This window comes from Cryobacterium sp. TMT1-2-2 (assembly GCF_004403505.1).
Classification (GTDB): domain Bacteria; phylum Actinomycetota; class Actinomycetes; order Actinomycetales; family Microbacteriaceae; genus Cryobacterium; species Cryobacterium flavum.
The window spans coordinates 21200-35606 of the sequence record NZ_SOGS01000006.1 but is presented as its reverse complement, the minus strand read 5'-3'; the positions used below and the strand labels follow the sequence as shown (position 1 = coordinate 35606).

Annotated in this window: 15 protein-coding genes; 8 read left to right on the top strand and 7 right to left on the bottom strand. The window is 67.6% G+C overall.

All coding sequences use genetic code 11. The features are described from left to right. Positions 1-19 precede the first annotated feature (19 nt). Entirely contained in the window at positions 20-724 is a 705-nt protein-coding gene (locus tag E3T35_RS04180; protein WP_134377945.1) for a response regulator transcription factor, read from the bottom strand. Then, a complete protein-coding gene (locus tag E3T35_RS04175) occupies positions 721-2088 on the bottom strand; it encodes an ATP-binding protein (RefSeq protein ID WP_134377944.1) in 1368 nt (455 codons plus the stop codon). The genes E3T35_RS04180 and E3T35_RS04175 overlap by 4 nt, the downstream gene beginning before the upstream one ends. Before the next feature lie 113 nt (positions 2089-2201). Between E3T35_RS04175 and E3T35_RS04170 the strand changes: the two genes are divergently transcribed. Then, positions 2202-3713, top strand: coding sequence for a PspC domain-containing protein (locus E3T35_RS04170; RefSeq protein ID WP_166789828.1), 1512 nt, complete (start codon positions 2202-2204; stop codon positions 3711-3713). Positions 3714-3722: 9 nt separating this feature from the next. Then, on the top strand, positions 3723-4130 hold the full coding sequence (locus E3T35_RS04165) for a hypothetical protein (protein WP_134377942.1): 408 nt from the start codon (positions 3723-3725) through the stop codon (positions 4128-4130). Between the two features lie 19 nt (positions 4131-4149). Here E3T35_RS04165 and E3T35_RS04160 read toward each other — a convergent pair whose 3' ends face one another. Genes E3T35_RS04160 through E3T35_RS04150 form a run of 3 tightly spaced genes read right to left on the bottom strand, consistent with a single transcriptional unit; the run spans position 4150 to position 6226 of the window. Continuing rightward, complete coding sequence (locus tag E3T35_RS04160) at positions 4150-5343, bottom strand: UDP-N-acetylmuramate dehydrogenase (protein WP_134377941.1); 1194 nt, start codon at positions 5341-5343, stop codon at positions 4150-4152. Positions 5344-5345: 2 nt separating this feature from the next. Continuing rightward, positions 5346-5783: a MaoC family dehydratase gene (locus E3T35_RS04155; RefSeq protein WP_134377940.1), complete on the bottom strand. Its 438-nt coding sequence runs from the start codon at positions 5781-5783 to the stop codon at positions 5346-5348. Then, positions 5780-6226 (bottom strand): MaoC family dehydratase N-terminal domain-containing protein, encoded by a 447-nt coding sequence (locus E3T35_RS04150; protein ID WP_092340442.1) that lies wholly within the window; start codon positions 6224-6226, stop codon positions 5780-5782. The genes E3T35_RS04155 and E3T35_RS04150 overlap by 4 nt, the downstream gene beginning before the upstream one ends. Positions 6227-6285: 59 nt before the next feature. Here E3T35_RS04150 and E3T35_RS04145 point away from each other — a divergent pair, with 59 nt between their 5' ends. Together E3T35_RS04145 and E3T35_RS04140 are read left to right on the top strand one after the other, a co-directional pair. Beyond that, a complete protein-coding gene (locus tag E3T35_RS04145; protein ID WP_166789827.1) occupies positions 6286-6732 on the top strand; it encodes a GNAT family N-acetyltransferase in 447 nt (148 codons plus the stop codon). 167 nt (positions 6733-6899) lie between these two features. Further along, positions 6900-7523: a HEAT repeat domain-containing protein gene (locus tag E3T35_RS04140; protein ID WP_092340443.1), complete on the top strand. Its 624-nt coding sequence runs from the start codon at positions 6900-6902 to the stop codon at positions 7521-7523. A gap of 18 nt (positions 7524-7541) precedes the next feature. Here E3T35_RS04140 and E3T35_RS04135 read toward each other — a convergent pair whose 3' ends face one another. Together E3T35_RS04135 and E3T35_RS19140 are read right to left on the bottom strand one after the other, a co-directional pair. Beyond that, positions 7542-8438: a carbohydrate kinase family protein gene (locus E3T35_RS04135; protein WP_134377938.1), complete on the bottom strand. Its 897-nt coding sequence runs from the start codon at positions 8436-8438 to the stop codon at positions 7542-7544. 179 nt (positions 8439-8617) lie between these two features. Next, on the bottom strand, positions 8618-8782 hold the full coding sequence (locus tag E3T35_RS19140) for a DUF2207 domain-containing protein (RefSeq protein WP_139165815.1): 165 nt from the start codon (positions 8780-8782) through the stop codon (positions 8618-8620). A 220-nt stretch (positions 8783-9002) separates the two neighbouring features. Here E3T35_RS19140 and E3T35_RS04130 point away from each other — a divergent pair, with 220 nt between their 5' ends. From E3T35_RS04130 to E3T35_RS04115, 4 genes are all read left to right on the top strand, one after another. Continuing rightward, the gene (locus E3T35_RS04130) at positions 9003-9917 is read left to right on the top strand and encodes a LysR family transcriptional regulator (RefSeq protein WP_134345064.1); all 915 of its coding nucleotides are present in this window, start codon (positions 9003-9005) and stop codon (positions 9915-9917) included. Between the two features lie 292 nt (positions 9918-10209). After that, positions 10210-11541, top strand: coding sequence for an MFS transporter (locus E3T35_RS04125; protein ID WP_134345063.1), 1332 nt, complete (start codon positions 10210-10212; stop codon positions 11539-11541). Between the two features lie 50 nt (positions 11542-11591). Continuing rightward, entirely contained in the window at positions 11592-12881 is a 1290-nt protein-coding gene (locus E3T35_RS04120; protein WP_134345062.1) for a M20 family metallo-hydrolase, read from the top strand. Between the two features lie 11 nt (positions 12882-12892). Further along, positions 12893-14365 (top strand): amidase, encoded by a 1473-nt coding sequence (locus tag E3T35_RS04115; RefSeq protein WP_370449300.1) that lies wholly within the window; start codon positions 12893-12895, stop codon positions 14363-14365. Positions 14366-14407: the final 42 nt, after the last annotated feature.

Genomic DNA, 14407 nt, shown 5'->3' with positions numbered 1-14407 from the left:
GGGCCTGCTGTAACGAGGGCTAGAGCAGCTTGCGCTCGAGCGCCCAGGCGGTCAGCTCGTGCCGACTCGACAGCTGAAGTTTACGCAGCACGGCCGAGACGTGCGTTTCGACGGTCTTGGCCGCGATGAACAGGGTACTGGCGACCTCTTTGTAGCTGTAGCCGCGGGCGATAAGGCGCATCACCTCGGTCTCGCGGGCGGAAAGCCGGTCGAGTTCCTCCGTGGTTTCGGCGGTCTCGCCGGCGACGGCGCCGAAGGCGTCGAGCACGAACCCGGCCAGACGCGGCGAGAACACGGCGTCCCCCTCGGAGACCCGACGTGCCGCCTCGGAGACTTCAGCCCCGGAGGCGCTCTTGGTGATGTAGCCGCGGGCGCCGGCCCGAATGACGCTCACGACGTCGTCGGCGGCGTCGGAGACGCTGAGCGCCAGGAACAGTGTGTTCGGTGCGCGCGGCGCCGCCTCCCGAATGACCTCGGCGCCGCCCCCACCGTGCCCGCCGGGCAGGTGCACATCGAGCAGCACGACCCGCGGCTGCAGGTCGATCACCCGCGCGATCGCCTCGTCAACTGTCGCCGCCTCGCCCAGCACTGTGATGTCGGCGTCGAGTTCGGCGCGCAGCCCCGACCGAAAGATGGAGTGGTCGTCGACGATGAGAACCCGCAGTCCAGCGGATGCCGCGCTCGGTTCGACGGCCGCCCGGTCGCTCGGATTCTGGTCGGTCATCGCACGCTCGATTCGGTGTGGTGTTCATCGGTGGCGGGCGCGGGCGCCGCCGGCAGGGTCAGCAGGATCTCGGTTCCGGCGCCGCCCGGACCTGGCCGCACGGCGGCGGTTCCGCCCGCCCGACGCATGCGCCCGAGAATGGATTCGCGCACGCCGAGGCGGTCTTCGGGGATCTGGTCGAGCCGAAAGCCCGGGCCCCGGTCGGTGACGCTCAGTTCGATGCCGTGAGCCCCCGTCTCGAGGTAGACCGACACCGCGCCGCCGGCATGCCGAGCCGCGTTGAGCATGGCCTCGCGAGCGGCGGCGACGAGTGATTCCGGGGCATCCGTGCTGCTGGAATCGGTGCTGGCGGCCGAGCGCACGCCGACACCCGCCCCGACCGTCACCACCTCGAAGTGCACCGCAAAGTCTGCTTCGATCTCCCCGGCGATGCGACGCAGCGCGGCGGCCAGATCGGTCGCCGGTTCGGCGCCCGCGGCGCGACTCCCGGTGAACAGCCACTCGCGCAGTTCGCGCTCCTGCGCGCGGGCCAGCCGCGCTGCGTCGCTGTGCGGCCCGGCCTTCTGCTGAATGAGTGCGAGGGTCTGCAAGACCGAATCGTGCAGGTGCGCGGCGATGTCGGCCCGTTCCGCTTCGCGGGCGCGCGCGGCGCGCTCGTCGGCGAGGTCACTCCACAGGCGCAGCAGCCACGGAGCGGTCACCACCGCAACGCCGAGCAGAACGGATGCCGCCGCCAGAATAACCGTCCACGCGTTCGGATTCGTGCCGGTCACGAAAAACAACAGAATTCCGACCGCGACCAACACCAGCGCCCCCAGAATGCGCACGAGCAAGGCTGAGGATTGCTGGGCCGCACCGCTGCGAATGTCGGCGAACTGGCGCCAGGCGAGCGCGGTTCCGGCGAGTACGACAATGGCGGGCACCACCACGGCGAGTGGAATGTCGGCGCCAAGGCGGCTCGCCACGAGGGCGCTACCGGCAGCCAGCAGGGCCAGGCCGAGCAGAATCTCGGTGACGGGCGCGGCCCGGGCGGAGTCGCCATCCGCTCGGGCGAACCCGCTCCGGCCGTTTGTGGCGTCGGAACCCGGTAGTGCCGCAGCGGCCTGAACCGGCTCAGCGGAAGCGGGGGGAGCGACCGGCGACCGGGCGAGGCTCGACTTGGGCAGCGGGTCGACTGCGGCCGCTCCAGAAGGAACTGTCACCCACAGCCAGGCATAGAGCAAGGCGCCGAAGCCTCCGCAGAAGTTGAGCAGCACCGTGACCAGGCGCACCGTGGAGAGGGGGACCCCGGTGTGCTCGGCGAAACCCGCACACACTCCGCCGACGAGGCGGAGCCGGGGCCGGGTCATCCGTTCGGTTCTCACGTGTTTATCCAAGCACGCCCCACCGACAGGGCGGAACCTGGCAGGAATCAATCAGGGTTCAATCAGGGTCATCCCCCATGGCAGCGGTCTCAGCGCGCTGTCAGACTCGGATCATGACCGACACACCGAGGGCCCAAACACCTCGTCCTGACCAAATCACCCGCTTCTTCGACTGGATTCGCGGAAGCGGACTACACCGTGACGGCGACCGCTGGATCGCCGGAGTCTGCGGCGGCATTGCCGCCCGCACCGGGCTCGACCCCCTGATTGTGCGCGGCATTGCCGTTGTGATCGCCATCCTCGGCGGCCCCGTCGTCTTCGCCTACGCCGTCGGCTGGGCGCTGATGCCCCGCGACGCCGGCCGCATCTACGCCGAAGACGCCATTCGCGGGCGGTTCCAACCGGCCATGATCGCCATCGGAGCGCTGCTCCTGTTCACCGTCGTGCCCCTGTTCCGCGGTTTCTGGTGGAACGGCCCGGCCGGTTTCTGGGCCCTCCCCGACTGGCTCTCCGGCATCTTCTCGTTCGGGTGGGGGCTGGCAATCACGGCCGGTATCGTCTGGCTGATCGTGTATCTGGTGCGCCGCAGCAAGAGGTCTCCCGATTCGAGGCCCGGTTTCGGACCATTCGCTCCCCCGGCCGGCCCCACTGGACCAACGGGCCCGTTCGGTCCGGGCAGCGTCTACGACCCGCGACCGGATTCCGCCCCCGACGCGGTCGTGCACGCCCAAACGGATGCTCCGGCCCCGGCGCCGGATTCCGCCCCGACGAGCACGTCAGCGGCGACCGCCACCGACACAGCCGCCCCGAGCCTGGCTTTCGCGGCCACGAGCACGGCCACGGCCACCCCCTATGCCCCGACCAATCCGTACGCGACCGATTCGGCCAGGAGCATCCGCTCGGAACAGAACCGAGCATGGCAGGAACAGAACCGCGCCCGCCAGCAAGCCCACCGCGCCCGGGTGCGCGCCCGCCGTCCCGGTGCCGGCTACAGCGCCATTGTGCTCGGTCTGGCTTTGGCCACCGGCGCCGTGGCAGCCTGGGTGAATTCGAGCGGCGTCTGGTCGCCGGACGCAGTGATTCTCGGCCTCGCCTTTGCACTCGGAGTGTTGGCACTCGGCATCGTGGTCGCCGGCATTCGCGGTCGCACCGACGGCGCCATGGGCGGTTTCGCCTTTCTGGCGGCGGCGACCCTGGTCGTGCTCGGCGTGTTTCCGCAGGGCACGCAGTTCTCCGCCGTCGGCAACACCGTCTGGGTGCTCAGCGCCAATTCGGCCATAGCGAACCCCGACACCAGCTACGCCATGATCGTGGGGCAGTCCACCCTCGACCTGAGCGATTTCGACAACCCCGGTCTCGACGAGGACGCCGTCATCGACGTCTGGCTGCTCGCCGGCGCCACCGACATCCAACTGCCGGTGGATGCACCGGTGCGCGTCGCATCGCACGCCCTGGTCGGCGGCGTGGAGTATTCCGGCCGCGCTGTGGCCGCTGAAAACGGCGAGCACACCGGCGTGTTCGCCGTCGATGCGCGCACCTTCAATGCGAACAGCCGCAGTGACGGGCCGCTCGTGCGCATCTGGACCCTCGCCGGCGTCGTCACGCTCGATTCCTCCAACAACTAGGACCCCATCATGACTACTCCGCTGTCCTCCAAAAACCCCGACGCCGATCAAAGCGGCGCCAACGCCCCCACCGAGGATTTCTCCGTGAACCCGGCCGGCGACGCATCGGCAACCGCGAAGCTGTCGGACAATCCAACCGTTCCCTACCCGGAATCGAGCCGTGCCCCGCGGGAGAACGACTTCTTCGCCCCAAACACCGACCTGCCGACCGCTGCCACAGCCACACCCCGGCTGCGCCCCCGCTTCGGCACGATTCTCTGGGGCATCCTGCTCCTGGCATTCGCCACCTACATGGTGGTCTTCACGCTGCTTCCGGCACCGCCGGATCCCACGCTCTGGCTGCTCGGCGGTGTGATCGCGGTCGGGCTCGGCCTGGTCGTGGCCGGCATCGCCGCCGCCGCTCGCCGCGCAGACTGACCAACACGCCGCCTGTCGATTAGAGCGTCAGCCCCACGAGCACCGGTTCGGGCTGCAGGTTCACGCCAAACTCGGCCTGCACCCGGCCGAGCACGTACCGGGCCAGTTCGGCAACTTCCTCGGCGGTGGCCCCGCCGGTGTTCGTCAAGGCGAGGGTGTGCTTGCTCGACACGGCTGCCTTCGATCCCGGCAGACGAAACCCCCGGCCGACCCCGGAATGCTCGATCAGCCAGGCCGCACTGAGCTTGACCAGGCGCACGGGTTCCTCGCCGGGAATGGGTCCGACACCCATATATTCCTCGACGGGAATAACTCGGTCGGCCGGCTCCGCCTTGAGCTGCCAGCGCGGCGCATCCATTGGCAGGGAGCGCGCAAAGGTCTCGGTGACGATCGGGTTGGTGAAGAAAGACCCCGCGCTGTAGGTGTCAGGATCGTTCGGGTCGAGCACCATGCCCTTGCCGGCCCGCAGACCGAGAACGGTCGCTCGCACCATCTGAAGCGGCACCCGGTCACCGAGCTGCACGCCGAGCGCCCCGGCCAGTTGGGCATACTTCAGCGGCTGACCGAGGGTGCTCCCCAAAACGGATGCCTCGGCTGCGGTATCGTGCAGCTCCAGTTCGATTGCGAGCACCACGCCGCGCAGGCCCTGCTTGAGCGCCGAGGTGCGGTAGCCCAGCGCCAGGTCTGCGCGTTCGAGCCGATCAACCTCACCGGTCTCGTAAGAGAGAAAGTCGATCGCGATCAGGCTGTCGGAGAGCTCCTGACCGTAGGCGCCAATGTTCTGCACCGGGGCGGCGCCGCACGATCCGGGAATGCCCGAGAGCGCCTCGATGCCGGCCCAGCCGTGATCGACGGCGTAAGCCACGAGGTCGTCCCAGGGTTCGCCGGCCTGTACGCGCAGCCGTACCCGGGCGCCGACGTCGGCGCCGGCTTCAGAGACGGCCGCATTTGCGGCATCCGCTTCGCTGCTCTCAGGTGCAGCGGCGAGTACCTCGATGCCGCGGGTCACCACGTTAATCACGATGCCGTCGAAGCCCTCATCGGCGACGACGGTGTTGGAGCCGCCACCCAGCAGGAGCCAGTTTTCGTCCATGCCCCAAACGACGAGGGTCTCGTTTATGAGGTCCTGCTCGGTGACCGGGGCCACCCTGGCGGCTGGCGGGCCGCCGACCCGAAACGTGGTGAGCGTGCTCAGTGCAACTGATTCAATCATGATCAGCCAAGGTTGACGCGCGCCTGCGCCTTGCCAAGAACGGTCGCGCCGTTGAAGGTCACCGTGAGGTCGATGCGCGCCAGCCCTTCTTCGAGATCGAGCGCGCCGACCTTGGCGACCACGGTGACGGTTGCGCCATCCGTTGCGTCAACGAAGACCGGGCGGGTGAATCGCACCTGGTAATCGATGACCCGGGCGGGGTCGCCGGCCCAGTCGACGACGGGTTGCACGGCCAGGCCCATGGTGAGCATGCCGTGGGCGAGCACGCCGGACAGCCCCACCGACTGCGCGATATCGTCGCGATAGTGAATGGGATTGAAATCACCGGATGCTCCGGCGTAGTGCACGAGGGAATCGCGCGTCAAGGCGAAACTCGCCTCGGCGACGATGTCGCCGACCGTGAGATCGGTCACTGATCTGATAGGCGCGGCGGGGGTCATTCGTCTCCCCTGACGACGAGGGTGGAGACCGCGGTCACGACGTGTGCGCCGCTCGCATCAACGATGGTGGACTCGGCGGTGACCATGGAGTGGCCGCCGAGGCTCTTGATGCTCGTCACCGCGAGGGTCGCCGTGAGTTCGTCACCGGCGACAATCGGGCGGGTATAGCTGAAGCGCTGGTCGCCGTGCACGACGCGGGTGAAGTCGATTCCGCCATCGGGTTCGGCCAGAAGTTGGGCCAGGGTGGCCTCCTGCACGACCACGGCGAACGTGGGCGGAGCGACGACGTCGGTGTGGCCGGCCGCGCGGGCCGCCTCGGGATCGTGGTTGATCGGGCTGGTCGCGAACACGGCGCGGGAAAATTCGCGCACCTTTTCACGGCCGACAAGATACGGTGCGACCGGCGGAAAGACCCGCCCCTGCAACTCTGGGTTCACTGACACCCGTCGAGTCTACTAAGCGCGGTCACGAGCACCCGGCAACAGGGCGCACACTATTAACCGTGAATTGTGTATCCGTGCGCCTCGGTGACCCCGAGGTCGCCCCTCTTCTGCTTGACCTGCACCGCGAATACGAAACGCGCTACGGCGACGGCGATTCCGTGCACGACGTCGACGGGGCCGAGTTCGATCCGCCCAGCGGCGGCTTTCTCGTGCTCGTCGACGGCGACGTGACCGTGGCCGGCGGTGGCCTGCGCCAGTTCAACGCCACGACCGCCGAGGTCAAGCGCATGTGGACCAACCCGAACTACCGCCGCCAGGGTCACGCGAAAACGATTCTGCGCGAGCTTGAAGCCCTCGCCCGAATCCTCGGCTACGAGCGGATGCGCCTGGAAACCGGCTACGCCCAGCCCGAAGCGCTCGCCCTGTACCGCAGCCTCGGTTTCACCGACATCGGCAACTACGGCATCTACGAGCGCGCCTCCGGCTTCGAACTAGACCTCAGCTGACAGGTGCAGTGGGCGCCCGGCCTGGTCGAGGCGCGGTGCCCATTCACCGTAACGGCTCCAGTCTTCTGGCGACCGCGAGCTTCCGCAAATCACGGCCACGTCTATTGCACACTGTTACCTCGTTTCGCGGGTGGGAAAGGGCGCCGGGGAGGTAGCGTTAGAGGGCTATGCAAAACAAATTGACTCCGCACCCCGACCTTCCGATCGACCTTCCGACCGAGGAACGCATCCGCGCCGCCGTCGCGCACTACGGCGAGTCCGTCGTCATCGACAATTCCGTGGCACTGTTGCGCGCCAAGAATGCCGGAAAGGACTTTCTGCTCTACGCCGGCGGGCGCCACGCCCTCGGCATCCTCGAGGGCGCCCCAGCCCTGTACTGGCCCGAGCTGTGGGGCGCTCGCGCGCTGCTGCACGTGTGGGGAGAGTCGGCTGCACCGTACATCGTCGTCGGGCTGAACAACCAGGCTTGGCGGGTGCGCGAAATGTGCGCCAAGGTCGTGCTGCTGCGCGGCCTGCAGGTCGTCCCCAAGCTCGTGCGCCTCACCACCGATGAGCACCCCCGGGTGCGCGCGGCGGCCCTGCACGCCCTCGCCGACCAGGGATCCACCGCCAACATCGCCACGATCGAGGTGCGCCTGCGCGACCCCGACAAGGAGGTGCGCCGAGCCGCCCAGCAGGCGCGCGATGCAATTCGCACCCGGCTCAAGTTCACCGACGCGGTTCCCGAGACCATCGCGTCTGAAACAACAGCGCCCGAAACGAACGCGCGTGCAACGGACGCCGAGGCCTAAGCGAGCCGACCGACCTGCCTACGGCCGCCGGAGCAGCGCTCCCTCGTGCCGACAGGTCGCCGCTGCGGTCAGCATGGCGTCGGCCAGCAGCGACTGCCAGCTGGCGGCATCCTGCGGTACGCCGTCGTGAACGATCGTGCAAACGGATGCTGCCAGCGTCGCATCCCCGGCACCCATCGTGTCGATGACCGGGCCATCGAGCATGGCGATGGGCACGCTGATCTGGCCTTTATCGGCGAAGGACACCGAGGCGCCGAGGCGCCCGGCTGTTGCCAGCACCGTGTGTGCGCCGCTCGCAACGAGTCGCTCTCGCAGCTGCTCGAGCGTGCTGTCGTAGAGAAGGTCAGCGTCTTCGTCGCCGACCTTCACGAGCAGGCTGCGCGCGGCGAGTGCCTCGAAGTTGCGCACGAATCGGGGGCCGTCGTGCAGCATGCCGGCCCGCGGATTGGGGTCGATGACGAGGCGTCGTTCCGGGTCACTCACGCAGGCCGCGAATGCCTCGGTCTGCGCGGTGTCGTCGAACGGAAAGCAGCTCACGACGACCAGCTCGGCGCTCTCGAGGGCCGCGCGCTCCGCCGCACCGAACTCGATGCGGCGTGCCTTCGCTGCCGGGTTGAAGAAATAGCGCGGCTCGCCGTCGGTGCGGTCGGACACTGCCCGCGACGACCCGAGCGGGCCGGTGGTTGCGATCAGCTGCACGCCGTATTTCTCGAGAAATTCGCGAATCACCGCGCCGTCAGCATCGTCGCCGACCATCGCGATCAGGGTCGTCGGCAGGCCGAGCACCGCCAGTCCGACCGCGACGTTGAGGGCGGCTCCGCCGGCGAATTCCCGGCTCGCCTCCGAATCACGCAGCACGTCGATCAGAGCATCGCCGACGACAACGACGCGGGTTGGAGCGTTCTGTTCAGGCATGGGGTCCAATCTCTGCGAAAGGCGCGAACGATGAGCTCGGTCGGTGCACTCTAGGCTAGGCCCAGCTCACGGCACGCGCGGCCCCGACCAAGCGGTGCCCGCACAGCAGGTATGGGCACAGCAACGGCCGGCAGCAGGAGTCCAGTCTCCTACTGCCGGCCGTCAGCGGTTATGCCGGGTTAGACGCTCTTGCGCCCCGACATCGATCGCATGAGGAACATGATGACGGCAATGACGGCGAGCACAATACCGACCCAGAGTAGAAACTGAAGCGACTCCACCAGGCCGCCAGTAATGAGCAGCACGACCGCAATAATGGCCACAATGATGAGCAGCGGATTCATGGTCCAACCTTTCATTCACGCGCGGGAAAATCCCGATTGCCCAGATACTACCCCCTCACGGGGGCCGCAAGCAGATCCCGCGGGCGGCATCCGCTTCGTGTCGCGTGGTCCCACCACGACCAAAAGCAGCCACCCGATTACTCTCGTCGTTACCATTGAGCAATCCGCACGCTCGGGGCTGGATGCTTTCGCTCCCGGCTGCCGCCCTGTCTGGAGCCCGATGCGACACTTCACCCTCACCCAGTTGCGGTACTTCGCCGTCGTGGCCGAGCTGCAGAGCATGACCCAGGCCGCCGCCCGATTACTGGTGAGCCAGTCCGCCGTCTCCACGGCGATGGCGCAGCTGGAGCGCACCCTCGGCGCCCAACTGTTCCTGCGCAACCCGTCGACGGGGCTCAGGCTCACCCCGACCGGGCGCAAGTTCGCGCTCGACCTGAAGGGGTTCCTCGACCACGCCGATTCCCTGTTTGAATCGGCCTACGGAGCGGCCGAAACGCTCATCGGCGAGCTGACCGTCGGGGTGTTCTCGCCGCTGGCTTCGTTTCGGCTGCCGGCCATTCTCAAGGCGTTCGAGGCCACCCATCCCGGCGTCGACGTGACCTTTCTGGAGGCCGACCTCGCCTCGCTGCAGACGGCGCTCCGCGAGGGGCGATGCGACCTCGCATTGATGTACGGGCACGGACTCGGCGCCGGGTTTTCCAGCCAGGTGCTCGAACGTGTTCCTCCGCACGTTATTGTTCCCGCGGGCCACTGGGCCGCGAATATCCCCGGCCAGGAGGTTGCCCTGCGCGACCTTGCCGGAGAGCCGCTCATACTGCTCGACCTGCCGCACAGCCGGGAGTACTACGAGAGTCTGTTCGCCCTGGCCGGGGTGGCACCCAACGTGCGCCACCGGTTCGCCGGCTATGAAACTGTGCGGTCGTTCGTGGCCCAGGGCCACGGCTATGCCCTGCTCAACCAGCGGGTCTACAACGACGTGCCGTATTCTGGCGGTCGGGTCGTCCCCCTGCGCCTGGTTGACGAATTTCCGCCGAGCGAGGTCATGCTCGTGCGGCTGAGCACCGCGCTACCGACCCGCCGAGCGCTGGCCTTCGAAGATATCTGCCGACGCTTGTATGGGGCGGCGCGTCCCTGACCCATCACCAAAATCGATGCGCTCGGCCATGAGAATCAATTGGACACGGGTGTTTCGCAGCGCGCAAGCTTGACCACAATCGGCCGCGCACTCCCGGCAGCGCTCGTCTTTGACCGGGATCCCGGCTGCAGTGATCAAGGAGGATCAGTGTTCGAGCAGATAATTCACGTGTCGTCCCGGTTACAGACCAGCGGATGCGCGGCAATATGACCGACACACGGCTCGCCAAGAGTTCACCGGCCAGAAACGCAGCGGCGAGCGCCGGAATCATCGCGATCGTACGGTGGGTGTCATGACCACGACCGCAGCCATCGCCCCGATCAGTCCGCCAGCCGAGACCACTCCCCCGAAGAAGTTGACCGGCCTGCAGAAACGCGTCCTACTCGGCGGCAGCATCGGCCAATTCATCGAGTTCTACGACTTCACCCTGTACGGATTGACGGCCGTGATCTTCTCCCAGCTGTTCTTTCCCAGCACGGACCCGATCCTCGCCCTGCTGGCCACCTTCGCCACCTTCGGTGTCGCGTTTGTCGTGCGCCCGCTCGGCGGCTTGTTCTTCGGCTCCCTCGGCGACAAGATCGGGCGGCGCAAGGTGCTCGCCATCACCCTGCTCGCCATCGGCACCGCGACCGCCTGCATGGGGTTGCTCCCCACTTTTCACCAGATCGGCTTCTGGGCCCCCGCGCTCCTGCTGCTCCTGCGCCTCGTGCAGGGCTTCTCGGCCGGCGGCGAATCGGTCGGTGCTCCCTCCTTCGTGTTCGAACACGCCCCGATCGGCCGCCGCGGTCTCTGGCTGAACATCACCATCGCGGCGACCGCGCTGCCGTCGGTGTTCGCCGGCACGATGATCCTCATCCTCAGCCAGAGTATGTCCGACGACTCGTTCACCGCCTGGGGTTGGCGCCTGCCGTTCCTGATCGCCCTGCCCCTGGCCCTGTTCGGCGTCTGGATTCGCAGCAAGACCAGCGAGAGCAAGTCGTTCACCGACGCCCAGGCAACAAAGACCAAGGAGTTCAGCCCGGTCAAGGAGACCTTCCGAGAGAACAAGCTGCGCATGGTGCAGGTCATCTTCGTAATGGGCCTGACCGCGATGGGTTTCTACTTTCTCTCGGCCTACTTCGTGGCATACGTCCAGACCACCGGAAACCTCAGCCGCGAACAGTCCCTGCTGGCCAACGCGGCCGCCCTCGCCCTGTACGCCGTGCTGCTGCCAATCGGCGGGCACATTGGCGACAAGGTCGGGCGTAAGCCGATGCTCATCGCCGGGTCGGCCGCGATCGCGGTGCTGGCCATCCCGAGCTTCATGCTCGTCACGAGCGGCAGCCTGCCGCTCGCTCTGCTCGGCCAGATGCTGTTCGTGATCCCCCTGTGCATCTACGGCGGCGGCTGCTACACCTTCTTCGTCGAGATCTTCACGACCAGAACCCGCTTCACGAGCGCTGCCGTGAGCTACAACCTCGGCTACGCCATCTTCGGCGGCACCGCGCCGCTCGTCGGCACCGCCCTCGTCGCCAGCTCGGGCGTTTCGTTCGCCCCGGGCTTCTACATGGCCGGCGCGGCCGCGATCGTGCTCCTGCTTGTGACCCTCACCAAGGTGCCCGAGACGCGGGGGCGTCTGGGCTGAGCGTTTGCAGCATCCGTTCACGCATTACTCGCCTAATAGAAGGAGTCCATATGTCATCTGCTGACTTTCTGACCGACTTTCACCACGTTGCCACCATCGGGGCCACGCCCCGCAACGGCGTCGACCGTCAGGCGGCCACCGCCGAAGACGCACAGAGCCGCGCCTGGTTTTCGAATTGGATCACCGACGCCGGCTACACCCTGCACGTTGACGGCATCGGCAACATGTTCGGGCTGATCGAGTGGACGCCAGGCGCCCCCTACGTGCTCGTCGGTTCACACCTCGACAGCCAGCCGCTCGGCGGGCGCTTCGATGGCGCTTACGGCGTGCTCGCCGCATTGCACGCGGCCCGCAACGTCGACGAGCTGGTGCAGGCGAGCGGTACCGTGCCGCCGTTCAACCTCGCCGTCGTGAACTGGTTCAACGAAGAGGGCGGCCGTTTCGCTCCGAGCGTCATGGGCAGCAGCGTCTTTGTCGGCCTGTTCGACCAGGAGCAGATGCTCGACGTGACCGACCTGGCCGGCGTGACCGCCCGCGCCGCCCTGGCCGAAATCGGCTATCTCGGCACCGACCCGCGCCCGGTCACGGTGAGCTACGCCGAGATCCACATCGAGCAGGGTCGCATCCTGGAACGCGAGCAGATCGCGATCGGCGTCGTCGACCGCAGCTGGTACACCCAGAAACTCGACATCGAGGTGCTCGGAGAGCAGTCCCACACCGGGGCGACCGCCATGGCCGACCGGCACGACGCCCTCGTCGCCGCCGCGAAGATCATTCTCATGGTGCGCGAGGTCACCAGCGACTTCGCCGACGAGGCCATCGTGTCGTCCGTCGGGCAGCTAACCCTCGAACCCAACTCCCCCATCGTGGTCGCCCGCCGGGTACGCCTGGTCGCCGACCTGCGGAGCGGCGACCCACAGATCGTGCAGGCGGCCCGCGCCACCCTGCTCGAGAAGATCGCGGCGCTCGCGATCGAGCACGAGATCAAGATCAACGTGACCGACTTCGATGTTCGTCCGATCAGGTATTTTCCTGAAGGAGGCCTCCAGCTGGCCGAAGCGGCCGCCGCGCGCGCCGGGCTGTCCACCCGCCGAATCCAGACCATGGCCGGCCACGACTCGGTCGCGATGAACACCATTGTGCCCTCGATCATGCTGTTCATTCCGAGCGTCGACGGTGTCTCGCACTGCGAACGTGAATTCACCACGGATGCCGACATGGTCGCCGGGCTCGCGCTGCTCACCGAGGTGACCACGGCTCTGGTCAGCGGGGCACTGGTCGACGGGGCTTTGGTCGATCCGGCCGAGGCTCCCGCACTGGCCTCTACGGCCCGGGCGTAGTCGGGCCGGGCGTGATCAGCCGCACCGAACCCGCTCCCACCCAGTCGAGCGCCACCACCACCAGCATGACCGACCTGGCCTATCTGGGCGCAACCGAGGCGCTCGGCCTGTTCCGGTCGCGCGACCTGTCACCGGTGGAGCTGCTCGAGGCCGTGCTGCAGCGTATCGACGCGGTCAACCCGCGCGTCAACGCGCTCACCGAACAGCTGACCGATGAGGCCCGAATCGCGGCCCGCGACGCCGAGCGGCAGTACCGGTCCGGCCGTCAGCTCGCCCCGCTGCTCGGGCTGCCGGTCGCGGCGAAGGAGAAGCATTCCCTCGCCGGGCACGTGCTGAGCAACGGGCTCGTCGCCCAGCGTGACGTGGTTGCGAGCGCGAATCATCCGGTGATCAGCCGCATACGCTCGGCCGGCGGCATCGTGCATGCGCGCACCACGACGCCTGAATTCTGCTGCGCCACGGTGACACACTCCCCGCTCTGGGGGGTCACGCGCAATCCGTTCAACCGCGATCTCTCTCCCGGCGGCTCCTCGGGCGGATCCGGCGTCGCCCTCGCGGCAGGGTTTGCGCCGCTCGCCACCGCCTCGGACATCGCCGGATCGACCCGGCTGCCAGCGGCCTTCACCGGCACCGTCGGGTTCAAAGCACCCTTCGGTCGCATTCCGGGCGTCGCGCCGCTGTCGGCTGACCACTATCGCGGCGACGGGCCGATGGCCCGCACGGTAGCGGATGCCGCCCTGCTCGCCAACGTGATGGCCGGCCAGCACCCCGGTGACCATGTCTCGCTCGCCGCCGCTGCGCCGCTGCCGGGGATGTGGCCCGCGGTCGCGGGCCTGCGCATCGCCCTGTGCATTCGTCTCGGCGACTACCTGGTCGATCCCGACGTGGAGGCCAACACCCGCGCCGTGGCTGCGGCCTTGCAGAGCGCCGGCGCGATCGTCGACGAGGTCGAACTGCCCTGGACCACGGCCGAAATTCACCGAGTATCATTCACCCACTTCGGGCATATTCTGGGCCCAGCGATGGAGGACGAGACCCGTGGCGCCGATAGAGCTCTCGCCGCCTACACGGTGCAGTTCATGACGGATGCCCGGGCTGCGGCCGCCGATACCCGCTTTCTTGACGGTCTCTCCGCTGAAACCCGCATGCAGGGCGAACTCGCCGCGGCGATGACCGGGTTCGACGCCCTGATCTGCCCGACCTCGGCCGTCGCCGCGCTCACGGCCGAGGGTCATTATCTTGACGGCATCACGGCCGGCGGCGAGCGCCTTGAACACTACTGGCAGGGCCACATGACGGTGCCGTTCAATATCGCGAACCGGTGCCCGGTGCTCGCGGTGCCGAGCGGCCTGGCCGACTGCGGCATCCCCACCGGGGTGCAGATCGTCGGGCATCCGTTTGATGACGGCACGGTCTTTCGCGTCGGCGCCGCCGTCGAACAGGTGCGCCCGTGGGCGCATCGCTACGCACTGATCGGCGACTGACGCTCGTGGCACGTATTTGAGAAGACGGCCCCGGTTCAAACC